The following is a 19,251-nucleotide window of genomic DNA, read 5'->3' as shown; positions in this document are numbered from 1 at the left end:
ATTAAATAGTGTACCCAATCTGGAAAGTTAATTATAGCCTGTAAAATTTTCCTAGGGCACCGCTTTGCGCTGACATAAATTTTAATAAAAAATTTAATCGCTAATTGAAAAACTCGCTTGTTCAAGCGTGGAAAGAGGAGGATTTTTAATAACACGTAAAAAAACCGTGATTTTTTCGGAGCGTGTTGCCATTATTTTTTGTTTAAGAAATTGATACAACTGATAGCCCAACGCTTCAATTAGTTTAAACGATCGATCGTCACAAAATGTTTGCAGCTCATCAATGAGCGTGGCGTAACAAAGCGTATCATGCAAATTATCAGTGGTACAAACCAAAGGAATCGCTTCAAATCCAAACGTTACTTGTACTAAAACCCGTTGCAGAGAAGAACGCTCCTCTTCTGAGTGGCCTAATTTAACATCTAAGCTAATATCTTCTACTAATAATTGACAATGCATGCACATTAGAATAACAAAGCAAGCTACTTTTGACCAGGCATGCACTTCTCTCGCCTATATAAATAAAAAGGGCGGCATCTAAAATTTTGCTTAGGTGCCGCCCTTGAATTGAGCCAACCGTCAATTTATTTGCTTATTCGCTTTTAAGGCCTCATTCTTGGAGCAGCTGCTAACTCAGCTTCATGCTCTAATACACGACCCTTGTCTATCTCCAGTTTCTTAACCTCATCCCAAGAATAAAACACGGGCGCCTTTAACTGTTCTGTAGAATCAGCCCTATATGTGTTGCTAGGAAGCCTTTTAAATCCTTTTTGTAAAGGCGAGCGACAAAAAGAAAATATAATTTGGGCATAACCGCGTTCCTGAGCAATCTTAACCATATCACGCGCACTAAGACGAGGTCCTTTCTTTCGAAGTTCTATCATGTCAAAAGCTTGTTGTATCTTATGGCGAGGGGCTCCACCCTCTTTTTGAACTTTTTCCACTTTTCTACCAAGATGCATGAAAGCAACAACAGATTCAAAATAATGCTTCCCTTGTTGAGGGTTTAGTGTTTTTTCTTCTTCTTCTTTATTTTTACCTAACTCGTAATTACGAATAGCGCCTATCGTCGGCGTCCCTGTTATCCTTTCATAGCCAAAAGCATTAAAATCATTCATTGCCTGCTTAGACATTAAAGTAATACCTTTAGCAGAAACCGCTGCATAAGGCTTATGTATATGATTTAGATGTGCTAATAAGATTTTCCCATGTGGTCCTAAAAAAGTAACGGTAGGCATTTCTGGCTGTAAAATAATTTCATCACGAACGGATACTTTAAAAGCACCATGTGCATCCACAACAATCCGTCCAATATTCTCTTCTCCAACCCTCTTCCTTTGTGTTGTAAAAACATACGCGCCTTGTTTTTCGCCATTTACGTCGCGCACCCCCTCTTCTACCGCTATTACATCAAGGTTGAAGCGACCTTCTCTCTCCTGCATATCTGGAAGAGCACTAACTTCGGAAATAACTCGAGCTCTTTCTCCTGTGGTTTCATCTCTTTCTAACTTGGGATAAAGTTCTTTAAATACACCACCATCAACTACATCGCCTAAGCCAATGCGATCTTGACGTGAAGCTTCATAACCTTCAGCTTCTGGAGGTCTATAGTTAGCTGAGAAAAAAGCTGAACAACCAGCGACCGGGGTAAAATTAGTATTATTATTTTTATTATTCGACATTTTGTTATAAGATTCTTCGATAACTAAGACGGGAGCTTATAACAAGAATATTAAGAGCCATTAACATAAAATTAAATGATTATTAACGATAAATATTTGTTTTTTAGATTAAATGCCTTGCACAGAAAATGAGATACACAAAGAAAAAGGGCGGTAGCTAAGCCTTGCTTAGCTACCGCCCGCGGATTAAGCCCAATCATCAACCTATTTGATTATTCACATTTTTAAATACGAGGCTTATCTCCACCGAAAGATGCTTGGCCGAGGAGATAGCTCCGCTTGGAGTTTTAATGCATCTACCTTGTTTTGTTCAAGCTTCTTAATCTCATCCCAAGAATAAAATATAGGATTTTCTAATAATTTTGTTGAGTCCGCCTCATGTGTTTTTGGAAACGAAAAAGTACCATTTTTACAACGACAAAAATTACATATGACTTTTTTATACCCATGCTCTTGCGCAATTTTAATAGCGTCACGCGCACTGAGCTTAGGCCCTCTGCCTCGAATCACAATCGTATCAAAAAGTGGAAGGAACTTACCCTCTGGCTTTAATTTTGAAGCATCAGACTCATACGCCATTCCCAGCTCGCTAAAAATTGCTGCGCACTCTCTTTGTATCTGCATAAACGCAGATATATTTTCTAGAATGTGCTTTGAGTCATGTAATAGTGGCTCGTCATCAAATTTCTGTAAATCGTAACTATGAATAGCTCCGAATTTCGATGTGCCCGTTATCACTTGGTAACCCAAAGTCTCAAAATCATTCTTTGCCTGGTGAGAGGTTAAAGTAATACCTTTATAAGAGACCTCTGCGTAAGGAACAACACTCTGTATCCCTGCTTTCAATACTTTTTCATGTGGTCCAAGGAAGGAAATAATAGGCATCTTTTCATCCAGCTCAATGTCATCACCACCCCTCCTGCTGCTAATACTGCCATGTGAGCTCACAACTACCTGTTCAACCGGCTTTTGTCCAGCCACGTTTATTGGACCTCTCAATAAAAAGGCTCCCTGTTGTTCCCCATTTTTTTCTTTCCCTACATGTACCGCTATAAGATCAAGCTTTATAGTTCGATTATTTTCTAACGCATAATCTCTTAAAATAGGACGATATGTTTCCCCCGTGGCTTCACTTCTTTCCACTTCTGGATAAAGTCCTTTAAAGTTTCCTTTATCAACTTCATCACCGGAGCTAGCTAGCGCTTGATGTGAAACTTCAAAATCTTCAGCTTCTGGAACCCTATCGTTAACTGAGAAAAAAGCCGAACGGCCTGCGACAGGAGTAAAATTAGTATTATTGTTAATGTAAGGCATTTTGTTATAAGTGTTTTAGATAACTAAAACGGGAGCTTACAACAAGAAAATTAAAGCACCATTAACACAAACTTAAATGATTATTAACAAATGATATCCGATTTATAGATTATGCGCCTTGTATAGAAGGAGAGATAAGCAAAGAAAAAGGGCGATAGCTATGTGTTGCTTAGCTACCGCCCTTAGATTGAGTCAAGCCACTAGCCTGTTTGATTATTCGCTTTTTTAACGCGACATTCTTGGGGTACTACAGGATGGCGCCTCTTGATTTTCTGATACACGCCCCTTTTCCATTTCAAGCTTTTTAATATTATCCCAAGAATAAAATAGGGGCTGTTCTAATAATTTTGTATCGGCCGGATCATAGTTTTTTTCATTTATTAAAGAGGGAAGGCTAAACCTTATTAAAGTGCGTAGGTTAGCCTTGACACGACAAAAAGCAAAAATAATTTTTTTATAACCATGCTCTTGTGCAATTCCAAGGGTAGCAAGCGCACTGGAAAAGGGAGCACTCTTCCGAATCTGTATTCTATCCGAAATAGGGAGGGTTTTGCCTTCCAGATCTGAGAACTTTAAAAATCTTTTTACTGCATCAGGATCATTCATCTTAGAAAGCGCTATATCGAGTTTTTTATTTTCATCCATAAACGCAGCGAGATCTTCAAAATAGTGTACTGCCCTCTCTGTTGGCTCCTCTACAAATTTCATTAAAATGTAGTTACGAATAGCGCCTATAGTCGATGTACCCGTTATTACTTTATATCCAAAAGCATTAAAATCATCTCTTGCCTGCTCTGAGGTAATAGTAATGCCTTCGGAAGAAACCTCCGCATAAGAATTAACTGCACTTTTTTCAGCTAGTAAGAATTTATTATGTGGTCCTAGAAAGGCAATAACCGGCATATCTGGCTTCAAAATAATATCACCGCAATAGATGGAACCAAAGAAACCATGCGCATCCACGAACACTTGCTCCAGCGGATCGCCAGAACGGGTTTTTAAAAGATAAGCGTCCTTTTTTTTACCATTTTTTTCTTTTCCTACATTTATCGCTACCACATCAAGCTTAATAGGTTGGTCTTCATTATGGCCATAAACTTCTGAAATAACGCGACCGGTTTCTCCGGTATTCTTATCTATTTCTATTTTTGGATACTGTTTTTTAAATCTATTTCCATCAGGTTCATCACCAAAACTAGCTAGATCTTGAGGTAAAGCTCCAAGATCTTCGGTTCCTGAAATCCAATCACTACCCGAGAAAAAAGTCGAACGACCAGAGGCACCAGTAAAATTAGTATTATTGTTATTATTAGGCATTTTGTTATAAGCGTTTTAGATAAATAAAACCGGAGCTTATAACAAGAAAATTAAACTAACCTTAACGTAAAATTAAATGATTATTAACAAATAAAATCGTTTATTTAGATTAATCGCCCTACACCGAAGAAGAAACAAGCAAAGAAAGAACAAAGAGAAAAAAGGCCAAATTTTCACTTATAGAAGGTAAAACGAAGAAAAAAGCTTACTAATTTATCAAGCTAAACAATGCCCAGAGCCCGAGCTTGAATCGCTATACACGATAGGCAAGCTCAAGTCCACGAAACCAAACCTACTTATAATTATTTTTCCATTGACGAAGATAAGCAAAAGCTTCAGCAGGCAAATCAAATTTTTTCCCGCGATGTCTTTCAACACGCGATAGAATTTCAGGCTTATCACAACGCAAAAAAGGATTAACGAGCCGTTCCGTAGATAATAGACAGGGAAGGCTAGGTATGTTTTTCTGGCGTAACTCGCGAACCCGCTCTAAATATTCCTTAACATTTGGGTTGCCTGGCTCAAGCATTTGCGCAAAATTCAGATTATTCAGCGTATATTCATGACCACAATAAATTCGAGTTTCGTCCGGTAACTGCGAAAGTTTATTTAAAGAATCTAACATCTGTTCAGCAGTTCCTTCAAACAGTCGACCACATCCCGCAGAAAACAGCGTATCTCCGCAAAAAAGTAAATTATCTCCATAATAAGCAATATGGCCCAGCGTATGACCAGGGATGGCTAATACTTTAAAAATAATTGGCCAGTTATTTAATTCAATGCTATCTCCTTCATCTACCGGCTTGGAAACACCCGCTATTTTTTCTTGCGCTGGCCCAAATACGGGCACCGAATGATCTTTTAAAATCGCTTTTATTCCATTGGTATGATCCCAATGATGATGCGTAATAAATATTGCGTCTAACGAAAGATTTAAACGTTTAAGGAACGTTAAAACAGGTTTTGCCTCGCCCGAGTCAACGATAATACAATGGTTAGTCTCATCGTTAATCAGACACCAAATGTAGTTATCTTTAAATGCCAAAATAGGTTGTACTTGAATAGCCATATTGTCTCCAATTTTTTTTATTTATCTGGCACCACTATATCTCTGCCAAACCCACTTTATAATTATTTTCTTGAACGTCGTGTTTCTGCTTCTTGTCGCCGACGGTCACGTCTATCGCCTGCTTCTTGGTAACGCCGCTTTTCATCTTCTGTTTCTGCGATGACGTGTGGAACAGGTGTTTTAGCTCCATGCTCATCAGTGGCAACAAAAGTAAAATAAGCTGAAACCATATGGCGTCGATCACCCGTACGGTAATCTTCAGCCAGAACCCGAACACCGACTTCCATCGAAGTCTGCCAGCTGCGATTAATAGATGCTTGGAAAATTAAAATATCGCCTCGTCTAGCCGGCTTTAAAAAATGCATCGCATCAACGGAGGCCGTCACACATGATTTTCCACTATGACGTTCGGCCACGACAGAAGCGACTCTATCAAGTGTCGCCATGATTAACCCCCCAAAAACCGTCTCCGTTGAATTGAGATCGTTGGGAAATATTTTATAGGTATGATCGTGAATAGCCGATGCGGCGACGGGTTTGGCGGGTTGCGTTATCATGGGGAGCCCCTATTCTGATTTTGTTAAAGCGATTTTGGCTATTATAACCATAAGATACATTGACAGCACTTTTTATTACGTGCCCTACGATAATCTATATCTCTGATGAGAGATTACCTGATTAGTTTGATCCTTAACAAGACATATCTATTTCGTTTATATTCAATTGATCTAAAATACTTTTTAATTTATGTAGGAAATTTTCTTTTTTAAGGATAATCATGTTCCAACCAAAATCTGGCTCCAACCATCTGATGGTAGATCTGCACGGCTGTTCGGTTCAAAAAACCAAACAGTTGCTTCAAAAACACTTTGCAAAAATAGAAACTGATAATATTACTGAAATTTACATCATTACCGGACGAGGTAACCATGTGAACCCTGATGGCAGTCGCGGCGTTTTAAAAAGGCTACTGCCCAAATTATTACAACCTTACAATCCAGATATCATACAGGTTAATAAAGAAATAGGTGCTTATAAAATCATTTTACGGGGACGTTTAGCGCTTAAGGACGTAAAAGATGTATTTCAAGACCTTAGTTTAAACGAAAATGAAGAAACGCAATTTATCCAATACTTTCAAAAACAAGCAGATCAAAATGATCAAGGAGCCCTGTTTGTTTTAGGGGCTACCTATTTATATGGAGGATTTGAAAAATTTCATAACCCTCAACAGGGTCTCAACTTACTAGAACAAGCGGAAAAACTAGGCTCAATTGACGCCGCTATACAATTAGGCACGGCTTATCTTGAAGGACTAGTCATTCCTCAAAATCATAAAAAAGCGTTTGCTTTCTTTAGAAAAGCAGCGCTAACGGGCCATGCCTATGCACAACATTCCCTAGCACAGTGTTATTTACTAGGGCAAGGCACTAAACAATCAGATACAGAGGGTGTTGTTTGGCTAGAAAAATCAGCGCAGCAAGGTATCGCGCAAGCACAATTTAATTTAGGGAAAAGTTATCAAGTGAGTCGCTATGCTCCCGAAGAATTTCGGCCATCGTGTCCCCGAAATTCGTTCGCATGACGCGACTGAAATTAGGCCGCGATACGTCCTGCGTCCGGCACGCACTCACTCCTTCGGAGTTCATGCCCGTGCCTCCCACAAATGACTTTACGGCGTGATGCGTTTCCTGCTTCGCCCGTCAACGCACGCCTATCGCGGGCTCTTCGACTTCGCATTGCTTTCACAATGCTTTCCTGTCTCATCGTTAGATGGTGCGTTTACACCGCAAGACATTAAATTAGGATTGCATTATCTTAATCAAGCCGCAGAACAAGGTATGGCTGAAGCAGAAGTTATACTAGCCAGACTCTATGCGACCGGTAATGAGGTGGAACAAAGCAACAGTAAAGCCTTTGATTTGTATTTGCGCGCTGCTTTCTCAAACAATACCTTTGCATTATATATGGTGGGCACGTATCTCCTCGATGGTCGTTGTGGCTTTCCCGCAACTGACGCTATAGCATTTGAATGGTTTTTACGCGCGGCTGAAAGAGGCGATGCCGATGGACAAGCCCAAGCGGGTAATGCTTATTTATATGGAATCGGCATAGAAAAAAACAGTGAAAAAGCACTGTTCTGGATACAGAAGGGATTAGCACAAAAAAATAAACATGCTTACTATTCAATGAGCCAACTTTGCCGTGAAGAATCATCCGCAGACAATGAAATAAAAGCCTTTGGCTACCTAGAATTATCTGCTGAAGCAGGGTATACCACCGCACAATTTGAACTGGCACTTTGTTTATTAAAAGGCAGCGCCTACGTCAAACAAGATATTGAAAAAGCCATGAATTACCTGAAGTTAGCTAAAGAACTAAACCATTCTGAATCTATTGATCTCTACCAAAAACTACAAGGACTATCTCTGTATGAGCAGGATATCGCTTTAGAGGCACCTACTTCGGCTGATAAAATTAAACCAGAAGAAGAAAAAACAGCAAAAACTCGCGCTTCTTCTTATACAAACCAAGCAAAAGCACTGTACATAAATCGTAACTATGCACAGGCGATTAGCTTCTTCCAAAAGGCGCTCAAATTAAATTTGCCGAATAAACAGCCTGAATTAATATGCAACATAGCACATAGCTACTTCGCATTAAAAGATTTCAATCAAGCTATTAATTTCTATTCTAAAGCCATCAATATGCTCCCAGAACAAAGCTCACTTTATAGCTGGCGTGCTAAATGCTATAGAAAATTAGCTATTCAATCAGAATATACAGACACTGAAAAACAAGCTTTCATTGAGAATGCTGAAAATAATGAACAAAAAATAGCAGCCGAAGCAAATAAATCTTCTTACCGTTTAAAATGATAGGACGATGAAGCTTGCTCATCTGATGCAATTTTTATTTGAGCAACAACGGTCAGCGCTTGACTATCATGAGGCGCTAACTTTAAAGCCTTCTCAATATCTCGCTGTGCTTTGTTAGTATCATTTAAAACCAACCAACTTTGCGCGCGTCTACGATAAGCGGCGGCAAATGTTGGATCTAACTTTAGAGACTTTGTATAGAGCTCAATAGCTTTTTTATAATTTTCTTGTGAGTGATAAATAATCGCTAATTCGTGATAACTACGATAATGATTAGGTTGTTTTTTTTGTATCGCTTCTAAAATAGAAATAGCTGTTTCATAACGACCTAGAGATCCTACGTTATTAGCCAATTTCATCTGATAAAAAAAATCACATTCTTCTTTATTATTGGCTGCAGAAAGTAAATGGGTAGTAATCAACTCAATATAATTGGTCTCTTGAGCGGCCTTAAAAATAATCGGTAAAATTAAATTAAGATGTGCATAGACTTTACGTAAGATGGTAGGATCAACCTCCAAACTTAGACCGACTTGCTTACCCGTTGCTGAAATTTGACTTAAGCGATGATCCTTACAGGATAATTTTTTATCTTTTTTCATCATCGGTAATTCAGGCAGCTTCCAATAAGCGCCTATAGGTTGAAATGAATAACGGCCTTCCTTTTTAATGATCAGAAATAATACCCGCATGGTTGCATCATAATAAGCATCGCTCTTCTTTATGGGCTTAGAAGTTTCATACGATTCTACTAAAAACAAAGGATTATTCGAATTTAACCATGTTTGGTAGCACAACATAGATATCCCATAGGGCTCTTTTAATTTATTCTCTATTTTTTCTGAAAAAAAATCTCTAGCTGCCAAAGGATCTCTTTTTTTTAGCTTAAAAAATCTATCATTAGCAACGGTAGGTAATACAAGTCGAATCAGCTCACTTTGATCATTCGCCAATAAAAAACGCAATGTTTCATCTAGCTTCTCACGCCGAACCGTAATAACACCTTTTCCTTCTTGTGAATCTGCTATTTTTAATACGATGTAATCACTATTAATAGTTTGACAAATTTGCTGTGCTAGCGTTGGTGTATATTGCCGTGGGAAACTAAGCGCTTGTGGACGATACGCTTTAGCTTGAGGTGGTAAAGATAAATGCATTAAAATTTTATCGTCAAGAATCGTTTGTAAAACCGGATCGTCATCTAATGTTAAAACATGCTCAGGCGAGGCTTTTACACTTACCCCCGAATAAATACCCGAATAAAAATCTAACTTACGACTGTCATTGTGTTTACTTTTTTCTAAAGAATTTAAAAAACTGGCGTATTCACTATCATCCTGACTCCAGGGAGCGCCAGGAAAGCTATTAAAATAGACTGGGTTAATTATTTTTTCTAATGTTTGCTCCAATTGACGTCTCAAAAAAATACCGGGGAAATTTTTTCTATCACCAAATAACTCATCGTAACCGGATGTTCCTGATTGAAAACCACGACCAAACTCTAATATTTTTATTTGTTCTTGTTCGTTAACCTTTAAATCAACCACATAATAAAAAATAGCTGCTTTTTCACGGTCTATACAAGTCCGATAATTTTTCAGTGCTTCTTCTTGATCAGCATCTAATGTTAAAACTTGCTGATAACATTGCGCTGCCTCATAATATTTTTTTTTATTATGCAGAATAGATGCTTTTTGAAGCCATGCTTTTAAATAACGACCATCTATTTTTAATGCCTCATCAATGGACGCTAAAGCTTCATCTAATCTTTCTAATTGGATTAAGACCAGTCCTTTATTAAACCAAAATGGTGCAATTTCTCTATCAATTTGTATGGCTTTTTCATAACAAATTAATGCCTCTCTAAACTTACTTTGTTTAAAAAATGCATTTCCTTCTTCTTTTCGTCCATCGGCCTGAATATTTGGCATGTTAAATCCTTTTAACAACACTTTTTAATTCAAAAATTGACGTATAAACCCCAATTGAAAACCCTTAAGCTCAAGATATTACACGCCCTATACCTTCACCAAACTGTACTTTACTCTGTAGCGCAAGATGATCCGACCATTGCATACGATTTGCAGCAAATAAAACAATAACCGTTGAGCCTAATTGGAATTGACCTAATTCTTCACCTTTAGCAAGAGAAATTGTGTTCTCAGCATAATGCCAATGACGAATTTGCCGTGTGCTTGCCGGCGCAATCACGCCTTCCCACACCGTACTGATGCTAGCCACTAACATAGCGCCGACTAAAATAACCACCATAGGGCCAGCGGCCGTTGCAAATAAACAAATGACCCGCTCATTTCTAACAAATAATTGAGATAGCTGTTCTGTTGTTTCTGTATTAACGGAAAATAACCGCCCAGGTACATAAATCATTTCTTGTAGCTTACCAGCAAAAGGGCTATGCACACGATGGTAGTCTTTAGGCGAAAGGTAGAACGCAGCAAATTTCCCCTGTTGGAAACAGGAAGCCAACGGCATAGAGTCGCCTAACAAGGCTTGTAAACTGTAATTAATGTTTTTGGCCTGAAGAAGCTGCCCTTCCCGTATGTCGCCAAACTGACTAACACAACCATCAACCGGGGAAACAATACTCTCAGATTGAGCGTCGATAGGGCGCTTTTCGGGCTTTAAAGCGCGGGTGAAAAATTCATTGAAATGACTATAATCATTAGGGTTTTCTTTTACAGCCAAACTCATATCGACTTGATAGTCCCGAATAAAATTTTTAATTAATCTATTTTTTATCCAGGGCTGCTTACAATGCGCGACCCAGCCCGCAAATCGGGACAAACCGTGCTGTGGGAGAAAAGATTGGAATAAAGTTCGCAAAAGACACCCCTTATTTAGATAGGTAGTTTTATAATTAATCAATTAGGCCTGCTTAAGGCGCTTATTTTACTTCTTATTGATGGATATTTAAATGAGAGACTCACAGCAATGGGGCTTTCGGCAAGGCGCCGCGAAAACGAAGCCACCGGAGTGTATTTATGATACATGAGGATGGCGAATTGAACGGCAACGCAGCCGAAAATTCTAGTGCGAAGCGTATAGATACGGAGGTATTAATTATTGGGGCCGGTCCTACCGGATTGATGATGGCATGCCAACTACTACGATTCGGCGTTAGTTTCCGTACTCTTGATAAGCAAAAAGATCGTGCGCTTGAATCGCGTGCCTTTGCTATTCAAGCAAAATCCATGGAAATTTTCCAAAATTTAGGCCTTTCTTCTGAATTCCTTAAGGTTGCGCGCACTGGGATAGACTTTGCTTTTTTTATCAATGAAAAAAAACAAGCTGCCATAAGTTTTGCTAAATTTCCTCAACAAAACACGCCCTTCCCTTCTATCTATTTTCTTCCACAAACCGAAACTGAACGTATTCTGATAGAGTTTTTAGAGAAAAAAAATATTTTTATTGAAAGAGAAAAAGAGCTGGTTACTTTTTCACAAGATAAAAACACGGTGAATGTAAAAATAAAAAACTGTCTTACAGGAGAAATACAAGAAATTTGCTGCGCTTATATCGTAGGATGTGATGGCGCACATAGTACTGTCCCCCATACGCTTAATTTTTCCTTCGAAGGTGCTGCCTACAAGCAAAGTTTCATTTTAGCGGATGCAACAATTGAGTGGCGTTTTTCATCTGATAAATTCTTATTTTTTTTAAGGAAACACGGCATCTTTGTGCATATCCCACTTACTAAAACATTCAGCCGTATTATGTTGGCACGACGTGCCGATCCTTCTTCACAAGGAAAATTGTCGACCCCAAGCATCACTGAAATAGAAATTGCAGCCCATAATATTACTCAAACGCCTGTTAAACTAATAAACCCCATTTGGCTATCACAATTTTATCTACACCATCGTGGTGTACAAACTTATTGCCAAAAACGTGCTTTTCTAGCTGGAGATGCGGCACATATTCACAGCCCTGTCGGCGGGCAGGGTATGAATACAGGCATTCAGGATGCCACAAACCTAGCCTGGAAACTGGCATTGGTCTTGAAAAAAAGAACCTCAAAGCAACTTTTAATGAGCTACGAAACAGAAAGACATCGTATAGGAAAAATCTTATTAAAAACCACTGACCGTTTCTTTTCCTTCATGACAGCTAAAAATTATTTAGTTTCTCTGCTGCGCAATCTATTTTTACCTTTTTTTATAAGATTTGTTTTTGCAAAAAAACATGCGGAACAACGTTTGTTTTGGTTTATGTCACAATTAAATATTCATTATCATAGCAATGAATTTATCTATGAAATTACAAAGAATGCTAATACTGCATTTAAGAAAGGCCCGCACGCGGGATATCGTGCACCGGACGCACCCATCAACGCCTCTAGCCTCTTTTCTATGTTAAGAGATAAACCTTTTCATCTACTTTTATTTCAACGGGGAAAAACACAGCAGGCTGACTTAGAAAATTTAAAACTTCTAGCCTATAGCTATGCCGACTGGGTACACATCCACCCTTTTCAAGCCTCACCAGACAATGAGGTGCTCTTCCAACGTTATGGTGTTACTTCAGCCGCTATTTATATTATCAGACCGGATGGTTATATAGGGTTCCGCGCCTATGGCTACGATTTAACGGCAGCCAATAATTATTTAAAGCGTTTATTTGGAAAATAACCAATAAATCGTCCCATTTATGCTAGATTATAACTATCGCTTGTTGATTAAAATTTTTTAACCTTCGTGTTAATAAAAATCTGGGCACTTAATTATGTTTAAAAAACGATGGCTACTCATTTATACCCTTTTTTTTATATACTCACAAAGCTGGGCACATGAGCTCATTGAATTAAAAAGCAAAGTAGGATTATTTACACTGAATCCTGCAACATTAGCCATCTCCCTAAATCCTAGCGATAGTTCAGAAAAAATTGATCTCACAAAAGGTGATTATCCTTTTGATAAAGTAAATGATCTAAAAAATAATACTAAAGAAGCTCAATGGAATTACCCTAAGCTTAAAATGCATGTTAAAGTCACTGTAGATGGCCAAGGATTGAAGTTTTTATTTACTACCAATAAGGAACAAAATTTTCAGTGGCCAAACATGGGTTTAGACCCGCTAGTAAACACTTTAATTATTCCAGAGGGTGAAGGTTTATATATCCCCAGCCATAATTTATTTTGGCTTAACGAGTTTAAAAAATACCCTGACTTATCTTTAAGTATGCCTTTTTGGGCCATTCAATACAGCCTAGGTACTATCAGCACCATCATGGCGGATCACGATGAAAACACCGCGACGCAAGTCAAACAAAAAAATGCACAGCTTTACTTAAGCAACACCCATCAGTTTTTAAAACGTGAGCATTTACCTGCTTATGAAATATCTATCCATTCTACTGGTAATTCACCGATTAGCCCTGCGCTGGATTATCGCCACCTACTAATAGAACAAAATAAATTTGTTTCACTTAAGCAAAAAATACTGGAAAACGCGAATGTTAATAAATTATTGGGGGCTTTTCATGTATGGGTTTGGGGCGATGGAAAAAGCATCGATATGTTACGAAAATTTGATGCTCTGGGTATTAAACGTCTTTGGATTGGTTACGATGCAACGCCTGTTAAGAATGGATTTAATATCGATAAAACCTATATTATTACAGCTGAAAACATGGGTTATTTGATTGCACCTTATGATAGTTTTGATAACGCACAAAATCCAAAAACTTCCGATAGCATAACTTCAAGCTGGCCTAATCATTTATGGCCTGAAGCCTGTATTCGCGATAAAAATGGCAATATCTTAACTGGCTTTGCAAACCGCGGCTGCTATTTAAGTGCCGAAGCCTTACGCTTAAGAGAGTCTAAAGAAAAAAACATAGCAAACCATATCGATACCATGCTAACCAAAGGTGACAATAGCCTTTTCCTCGACTGCGACGCCGCTGCCCCATTGTATGAAGATTACTCAAAGCAACACCCTATGACTCGATTACAAGATTTAGAAGATCGTGTTGAACGCATGCGTTACATCAGTAGCACTAAAAAACTAGTACTCGGATCTGAAACAGGCTTAGCCTGGTCTAACGCTATTATCGCCTATAATAATGGTGGGTTTTTAAGTTTTTCACAGGCATTTTGGCCTTGTCTAAAAGATAAAAAACACTTTGGGGCTTGGTGGCCTAACACAAAACCTACTGTTTTATTTAAGCCCTATAAGGCGCCGCATGAACTTATTCATGCGGCTTATGATCCACGTTATCGGCTTCCACTCTATGAAGCTGTTTTTCATGATTCTGTCATTTCTACCGACCGTTGGGAGCTCAACGAATTAAAAATTCCTACGCTTAGACAAACAAAGGCTTTATTACAAAATCTTTATAACATTCCACCTATTTGGGTATTAGATAAAAAAACCTTAGCAGACAATGAAAATTACTTTGTAGAATACTATCAATTTTTTTCTCCCTTACACCAGATGACGGGCTTAGAACCTTTAACAGAATTTAAATGGTTAACCACAGACCACTTAGTTCAACAAACGCAATTCGGAAACCGACTTATACTAACGGCAAATTTTTCAAAAATAACTTTCGAAGGAATAAAGCCGGATTGCATTCAAGCACAATGGAAAGAAGATGGTAGCCAACACCTATTTTGTCCGAGAAATTATTCAAATAAAAAGTAACAAATAAAATTTATTCTTTTGTAAATAAAAAATAAATTATTGACTTAATAAAACAATAGTAGTTATAGTATAGGTTACCTAAAGAAGGAGGAGAAATAGATGGTTGAATCCACTTCCAAGTTTCCTAAAAATGCTCAAGTGAGTCGCTATGCTCCCGAAGAATTTCGGCCATCGTGTCCCCGAAATTCGTTCGCATGACGCGACTGAAATTAGGCCGCGATACGTCCTGCGTCCGGCACGCACTCACTCCTTCGGAGTTCATGCCCGTGCCTCCCACAAATGACTTTACGGCGTGATGCGTTTCCTGCTTCGCCCGTCAACGCACGCCTATCGCGGGCTCTTCGACTTCGCATTGCTTTCACAATGCTTTCCTGTCTCATCGAATGATATTATTTTAAACCTTCAGTTTGAAAACTCTTTGATCTATCAAAGATTAAATCAAGTATCGCCAAAGACTCAATTTATTGCTTCGCTTGTAACAAAGATTATGAGTGTTACGCTCTCTGCCTATTTGATACCTTGGGCAGCCTCTATTTTCTTTAATTATATCGGTGCATTAGCGCTCATAGGCCTTATAAGCTCTCCATTTACTGTGGGTCTATTCATTTTAATTCCAGTTTGCGTTTTTTTATAAGCCACCTTATTAACTACCAATCTAGAAAAAATACCTATCAAAGAACTATTCGTTCGCTTTTACAAGAGTCCTGTGAATTTAGCTTTATAGATAATAAAGGGGAATCACAAACAATAACGCTAGAAAAATGGCAAAAATTTGAATTTTTGAGTAAAGAGATTCAACTGCTAGAGCTAGAAATCAATCAACGCAGGAATCTCAAAAGCTTTTTTTACTATTTAGCGATTATTTAAAGAATAATGATATTTATAAGTCGAATTATCAAGACAAAAGACAACGTCCAATCATTGCTTCTTCTGTAAAAACAAAAAAAATCCTGAGTCGTTTATTTTATTTTTCAGCTGGCGCATTCTATGGGTTTAGTCTAGGAGAACAAATAGCAATTGAAAGCAGCTTGGGCTTTAAAAGTTTTTTAGCAATCATTTCACTTCCTATGTATATATGCCGTGCTCTAATTTTCCTTCCATTAATAATTATTCATGGGATCGCCAACTTTCTCACCTACCATCTTAACTCCCGGCAGCGTAACCTTCTTTTTTTTGCTGAGCATCTAGATAGCAAACTACAAATATTAGAGTATAGAAGAAAAATATTATCGTATTTAACGATTATTTTTCAAGTGAGTCGCTATGCTCCCGAAGAATTTCGGCCATCGTGTCCCCGAAATTCGTTCGCATGACGCGACTGAAATTAGGCCGCGATACGTCCTGCGTCCGGCACGCACTCACTCCTTCGGAGTTCATGCCCGTGCCTCCCACAAATGACTTTACGGCGTGATGCGTTTCCTGCTTCGCCCGTCAACGCACGCCTATCGCGGGCTCTTCGACTTCGCATTGCTTTCACAATGCTTTCCTGTCTCATCGAAAGAATTAGACGCCAATGTCATTAATTCGACCGGAACTGAAAAAGATCCCAGCCTATTTACAGAAAAGAGACTTGCCTATCTCGATCTTGCCGTAGAAAAAATCAACTCAAAGCAATGCCGACCCACTACTAAATTTTTCATGTCTCCAACACGTTCTTTAACATCACTATTAGATTTGTCAGAAGCGAATGAGACTGATACCTGCCCGAACTTGACACGCTAGCTTTTTTTGTTAGCTTTGATCTTAGGTATACTCGCAGTAATGGGATTTTCGGCAACACAGCCGAAAATCCTAGTGCAAAGCGTATAGCGTTGGTCAATAAAAGGATAACTCTTTGGAAATTTATTTAGTCGGTGGTGCTGTACGTGATCCGTTATTGGGCAACCCAATCAAGGAACGCGATTATGTGGTCGTAGGCGCAACCCCTGAGCAAATGTTAGCAAAAGGATTCCGCTTAGTAGGAAAAGATTTTCCTGTCTTTTTACACCCAAAAACTCACGAAGAATATGCGCTCGCACGCACCGAACGAAAAACAGGTCCTGGCTATAAGGGCTTTTCCTGTTATGCGGCACCAGATGTCACGCTTGAAGCTGACCTTAAACGACGCGACTTAACCATTAATGCAATAGCGCAAACGACTACTGGAGAAATTATTGACCCTTATCATGGACAAGAAGATATTGCCAACCGAGTTTTTCGTCATATCTCACCCGCATTTATTGAAGATCCCGTACGTATCTTACGTGTCGCACGCTTTATGGCTAGTTTTGCACACCTGGGCTTTCATGTAGCACCAGAAACGATGCAATTAATGAAAACAATGGTCAAAGCAGGTGAAGTCAACGCATTAGTGCCCGAGCGTGTATGGCAGGAATTTTCCCTCGCTTTAACAAAACCCACCCCACAAGCATTTATTAAGACATTGTTTGACTGCGGCGCCTTAGCTATTTTATTTCCTGCATTGCAGATGCTCTATACTAATTTTATTATCGCTTCAGACCAACAAGATAAAAAAAGAACCAACAATTTAGCGACATTCGACTGTGCTATTAAATTAAGCTCTGATCCGCAGGTACGATTTGCTGCACTGCTATGTCATTTAGGCAGAGAATTACCAGGAAAAACAAATGAAACAGGCATGCTTAGTATTCAACATTTATGTAAAAGCTATCGTATACCCACTTCTTATTCTTCTTTAGCGATAATAACAGCACGCTATCATTTGCTGGCACATCGTGCATTAGAACTCGATGCAGAAACTTTACTTAACTTGTTAGAAAAAACAGATGCTTTTCGACAACTGGCTCGATTTCAACAATTTTTATTAGTCTGCGAAGCTGATTTTCATGCCTACGCTGGTTTAAATTCTAACCCGTATTTACAAAAAAATAGAATATTAGCCGCATTGTCTACTGCTAAATCTATTTCTGTAGCTGCTTTAATAAAACAAGGTTTAGAAGGCCAAATACTAGGAAAAAAATTGCGTCAACAGCGTATTGAAGCGCTATCCCATCTTATCCATTCCAGTTAACCATTGCATGCCTGCGCAGACTCTCTTAGAATGTGCACTCACTATTAAAACACCAACAAAAAAATATACTCACCGCATGGGGTTTTCGGCAAGGCCGCCGCAAGAACGAAGCAACCAGCGTGTATGCCTGAGGGTTGCGAGGCAAGCAGGATCGCCGCCAAAAATTCAAGTGTGAAGAGTATGTCTTACTATTAATCGTCTTTCTGAAGGAATCAGGGTTACTGATGCTAAGCAACGATCTGCTGCAGTATGCAAAAAATTTAGGGTTTGGCGAATTACATTTCAAAATTGATCAAGCGAAGGAGCTTTATGCTGTCATCGCAATTCATTCTACACAACGAGGCCCTGCACTCGGTGGTTGTCGTTTTATAGAATACGCCTCTATTGATCTCGCCATTCATGATGTTTTGCGCTTAGCGCAAGGCATGAGCTATAAAGCAGCCATGGCAAACCTGCCATTAGGTGGCGGAAAAACGGTATTGATGCGTCCCAAAGAACTTAAAAATAGAAATGCATATTTTCAAACCTTAGGACGCTTCGTTAATGATTTAAAAGGTCGTTACATTATTGCGATGGATAGTGGTGTCGTTATGAACGATATGGATAACATTGCTTTAGAAACACCCTATGCCGTAACGACTTCAAAACATAAAGGAGACCCTGCGCCCTATACCGCTTTAGGTGTATTGCGTGGCATAGAAGCGGCCGTAAAATTTAAATTTCAACAAGATACCTTAAAAGGTTTACATGTTGCACTACAAGGATTAGGGCACGTTGGCTACAACCTAGCTAATCGACTACATAAACAAGGTGTTCGTTTAACGGTTTGTGATCGAGATCAAAAACTAACGACGCACTGTGCAAAAGAACTGGGCGCAACCATCGTTAAATCTGAGGATATTTATGCCGTTGAATGCGATATTTTTTCACCTTGTGCTTTAGGGGCTATTTTAGATGATGAATCAATCCCCCAGCTAAAAGCAGCCATCATCGCAGGTGCTGCGAATAATCAGTTAGCCGAACCACGCCATGCCACCTTATTAAAAGAAAAAGGAATTTTATATACACCTGACTATGTTATAAACGCCGGCGGCTTAATTTACGCTTATGCAGAATATCGTAATTGCATCAATAAAGAATTCGTAGAACAACATATACAAGCAATTTACGATACCTTATTAGAACTATTTCAACGTGCACACAAAGAAAATAAACTTCCTCATGAAGTTGCAGATAGCATGGCTGAAGCACGATTAATTAAACCTAATGCACATGCCGTTATAAGGGATTAAT

The 19,251-nt window shown here is 38.8% G+C and carries 17 protein-coding genes; 6 read left to right on the top strand and 11 right to left on the bottom strand.

Translation table 11 applies throughout. The annotated features are described in order from the left end of the window. Positions 1-93 precede the first annotated feature (93 nt). From KX723_RS01150 to KX723_RS01125, 6 genes are all read right to left on the bottom strand, one after another. Positions 94-504, bottom strand: a complete 411-nt coding sequence (locus KX723_RS01150; protein ID WP_218814298.1) for a dihydroneopterin aldolase — start codon at positions 502-504, stop codon at positions 94-96. Between the two features lie 98 nt (positions 505-602). Further along, positions 603-1,682 (bottom strand): putative adhesin, encoded by a 1,080-nt coding sequence (locus tag KX723_RS01145; protein ID WP_218814297.1) that lies wholly within the window; start codon positions 1,680-1,682, stop codon positions 603-605. A 237-nt stretch (positions 1,683-1,919) separates the two neighbouring features. Further along, positions 1,920-2,996, bottom strand: a complete 1,077-nt coding sequence (locus KX723_RS01140; RefSeq protein ID WP_218814296.1) for a putative adhesin — start codon at positions 2,994-2,996, stop codon at positions 1,920-1,922. Between the two features lie 225 nt (positions 2,997-3,221). After that, positions 3,222-4,313 (bottom strand): putative adhesin, encoded by a 1,092-nt coding sequence (locus KX723_RS01135; protein ID WP_218814295.1) that lies wholly within the window; start codon positions 4,311-4,313, stop codon positions 3,222-3,224. A gap of 292 nt (positions 4,314-4,605) precedes the next feature. After that, on the bottom strand, positions 4,606-5,382 hold the full coding sequence (gene gloB, locus KX723_RS01130; RefSeq protein WP_218814294.1) for a hydroxyacylglutathione hydrolase: 777 nt from the start codon (positions 5,380-5,382) through the stop codon (positions 4,606-4,608). 62 nt (positions 5,383-5,444) lie between these two features. Continuing rightward, positions 5,445-5,939: an acyl-CoA thioesterase gene (locus KX723_RS01125; RefSeq protein WP_218814293.1), complete on the bottom strand. Its 495-nt coding sequence runs from the start codon at positions 5,937-5,939 to the stop codon at positions 5,445-5,447. A 221-nt stretch (positions 5,940-6,160) separates the two neighbouring features. On the opposite strand from KX723_RS01125, the gene KX723_RS01120 reads away from it, so the two are divergent. Beyond that, positions 6,161-6,967, top strand: coding sequence for an SEL1-like repeat protein (locus tag KX723_RS01120; RefSeq protein ID WP_218814292.1), 807 nt, complete (start codon positions 6,161-6,163; stop codon positions 6,965-6,967). An 11-nt stretch (positions 6,968-6,978) separates the two neighbouring features. On the opposite strand, the gene KX723_RS01115 is transcribed toward KX723_RS01120, so the two are convergent. After that, the gene (locus KX723_RS01115; RefSeq protein WP_218813323.1) at positions 6,979-7,149 is read right to left on the bottom strand and encodes a hypothetical protein; all 171 of its coding nucleotides are present in this window, start codon (positions 7,147-7,149) and stop codon (positions 6,979-6,981) included. Here KX723_RS01115 and KX723_RS01110 point away from each other — a divergent pair. Next, on the top strand, positions 7,122-8,261 hold the full coding sequence (locus KX723_RS01110; RefSeq protein WP_218814291.1) for a tetratricopeptide repeat protein: 1,140 nt from the start codon (positions 7,122-7,124) through the stop codon (positions 8,259-8,261). The genes KX723_RS01115 and KX723_RS01110 overlap by 28 nt on opposite strands. Here the strand turns inward: KX723_RS01110 and KX723_RS01105 are convergent. Beyond that, on the bottom strand, positions 8,246-10,192 hold the full coding sequence (locus tag KX723_RS01105; RefSeq protein ID WP_218814290.1) for a tetratricopeptide repeat protein: 1,947 nt from the start codon (positions 10,190-10,192) through the stop codon (positions 8,246-8,248). The genes KX723_RS01110 and KX723_RS01105 overlap by 16 nt on opposite strands. Before the next feature lie 70 nt (positions 10,193-10,262). Further along, positions 10,263-11,105: an archaetidylserine decarboxylase gene (gene asd, locus KX723_RS01100; protein ID WP_218814289.1), complete on the bottom strand. Its 843-nt coding sequence runs from the start codon at positions 11,103-11,105 to the stop codon at positions 10,263-10,265. A 158-nt stretch (positions 11,106-11,263) separates the two neighbouring features. Here asd and KX723_RS01095 point away from each other — a divergent pair, with 158 nt between their 5' ends. Both KX723_RS01095 and KX723_RS01090 read left to right on the top strand, forming a co-directional pair. Continuing rightward, on the top strand, positions 11,264-12,910 hold the full coding sequence (locus KX723_RS01095) for an FAD-dependent monooxygenase (RefSeq protein ID WP_218814288.1): 1,647 nt from the start codon (positions 11,264-11,266) through the stop codon (positions 12,908-12,910). A 94-nt stretch (positions 12,911-13,004) separates the two neighbouring features. Beyond that, complete coding sequence (locus KX723_RS01090; protein WP_218814287.1) at positions 13,005-14,927, top strand: glycoside hydrolase; 1,923 nt, start codon at positions 13,005-13,007, stop codon at positions 14,925-14,927. Between the two features lie 209 nt (positions 14,928-15,136). Here KX723_RS01090 and KX723_RS01085 read toward each other — a convergent pair whose 3' ends face one another. Beyond that, positions 15,137-15,307 carry a hypothetical protein gene (locus KX723_RS01085; protein WP_218813323.1) on the bottom strand — a complete coding sequence of 57 codons (171 nt, stop codon included), beginning with the start codon at positions 15,305-15,307 and terminating at the stop codon, positions 15,137-15,139. A 944-nt stretch (positions 15,308-16,251) separates the two neighbouring features. Further along, positions 16,252-16,422: a hypothetical protein gene (locus KX723_RS01080; protein ID WP_218813323.1), complete on the bottom strand. Its 171-nt coding sequence runs from the start codon at positions 16,420-16,422 to the stop codon at positions 16,252-16,254. Between the two features lie 339 nt (positions 16,423-16,761). Here KX723_RS01080 and KX723_RS01075 point away from each other — a divergent pair, with 339 nt between their 5' ends. Together KX723_RS01075 and KX723_RS01070 are read left to right on the top strand one after the other, a co-directional pair. Beyond that, entirely contained in the window at positions 16,762-17,958 is a 1,197-nt protein-coding gene (locus tag KX723_RS01075) for a multifunctional CCA addition/repair protein (RefSeq protein ID WP_218814286.1), read from the top strand. 224 nt (positions 17,959-18,182) lie between these two features. Beyond that, a complete protein-coding gene (locus KX723_RS01070) occupies positions 18,183-19,250 on the top strand; it encodes a Glu/Leu/Phe/Val dehydrogenase family protein (RefSeq protein WP_218814285.1) in 1,068 nt (355 codons plus the stop codon). The last annotated feature ends 1 nt before the right edge of the window (position 19,251 follow it).

It is taken from the genome of Rickettsiella endosymbiont of Dermanyssus gallinae (assembly GCF_019285595.1).
Lineage (GTDB): Bacteria > Pseudomonadota > Gammaproteobacteria > Diplorickettsiales > Diplorickettsiaceae > Rickettsiella_B.
The sequence above is the reverse complement of the archived record's forward strand: the minus strand, read 5'-3'. Positions and strand labels throughout refer to the sequence as shown.

Bases quoted from the DNA above. Each gene is read 5' to 3' on its own strand.
- KX723_RS01115 (WP_218813323.1), bottom strand. From the start codon at position 7,149: ATGAGACAGGAAAGCATTGTGAAAGCAATGCGAAGTCGAAGAGCCCGC.
- KX723_RS01105 (WP_218814290.1), bottom strand. From the start codon at position 10,192: ATGCCAAATATTCAGGCCGATGGACGAAAAGAAGAAGGAAATGCATTT.
- KX723_RS01125 (WP_218814293.1), bottom strand. From the start codon at position 5,939: ATGATAACGCAACCCGCCAAACCCGTCGCCGCATCGGCTATTCACGAT.
- KX723_RS01085 (WP_218813323.1), bottom strand. From the start codon at position 15,307: ATGAGACAGGAAAGCATTGTGAAAGCAATGCGAAGTCGAAGAGCCCGC.
- KX723_RS01120 (WP_218814292.1), top strand. From the start codon at position 6,161: ATGTTCCAACCAAAATCTGGCTCCAACCATCTGATGGTAGATCTGCAC.
- KX723_RS01140 (WP_218814296.1), bottom strand. From the start codon at position 2,996: ATGCCTTACATTAACAATAATACTAATTTTACTCCTGTCGCAGGCCGT.
- KX723_RS01135 (WP_218814295.1), bottom strand. From the start codon at position 4,313: ATGCCTAATAATAACAATAATACTAATTTTACTGGTGCCTCTGGTCGT.
- KX723_RS01145 (WP_218814297.1), bottom strand. From the start codon at position 1,682: ATGTCGAATAATAAAAATAATAATACTAATTTTACCCCGGTCGCTGGT.
- KX723_RS01080 (WP_218813323.1), bottom strand. From the start codon at position 16,422: ATGAGACAGGAAAGCATTGTGAAAGCAATGCGAAGTCGAAGAGCCCGC.
- KX723_RS01070 (WP_218814285.1), top strand. From the start codon at position 18,183: ATGCTAAGCAACGATCTGCTGCAGTATGCAAAAAATTTAGGGTTTGGC.
- gloB (WP_218814294.1), bottom strand. From the start codon at position 5,382: ATGGCTATTCAAGTACAACCTATTTTGGCATTTAAAGATAACTACATT.
- KX723_RS01095 (WP_218814288.1), top strand. From the start codon at position 11,264: ATGATACATGAGGATGGCGAATTGAACGGCAACGCAGCCGAAAATTCT.
- KX723_RS01090 (WP_218814287.1), top strand. From the start codon at position 13,005: ATGTTTAAAAAACGATGGCTACTCATTTATACCCTTTTTTTTATATAC.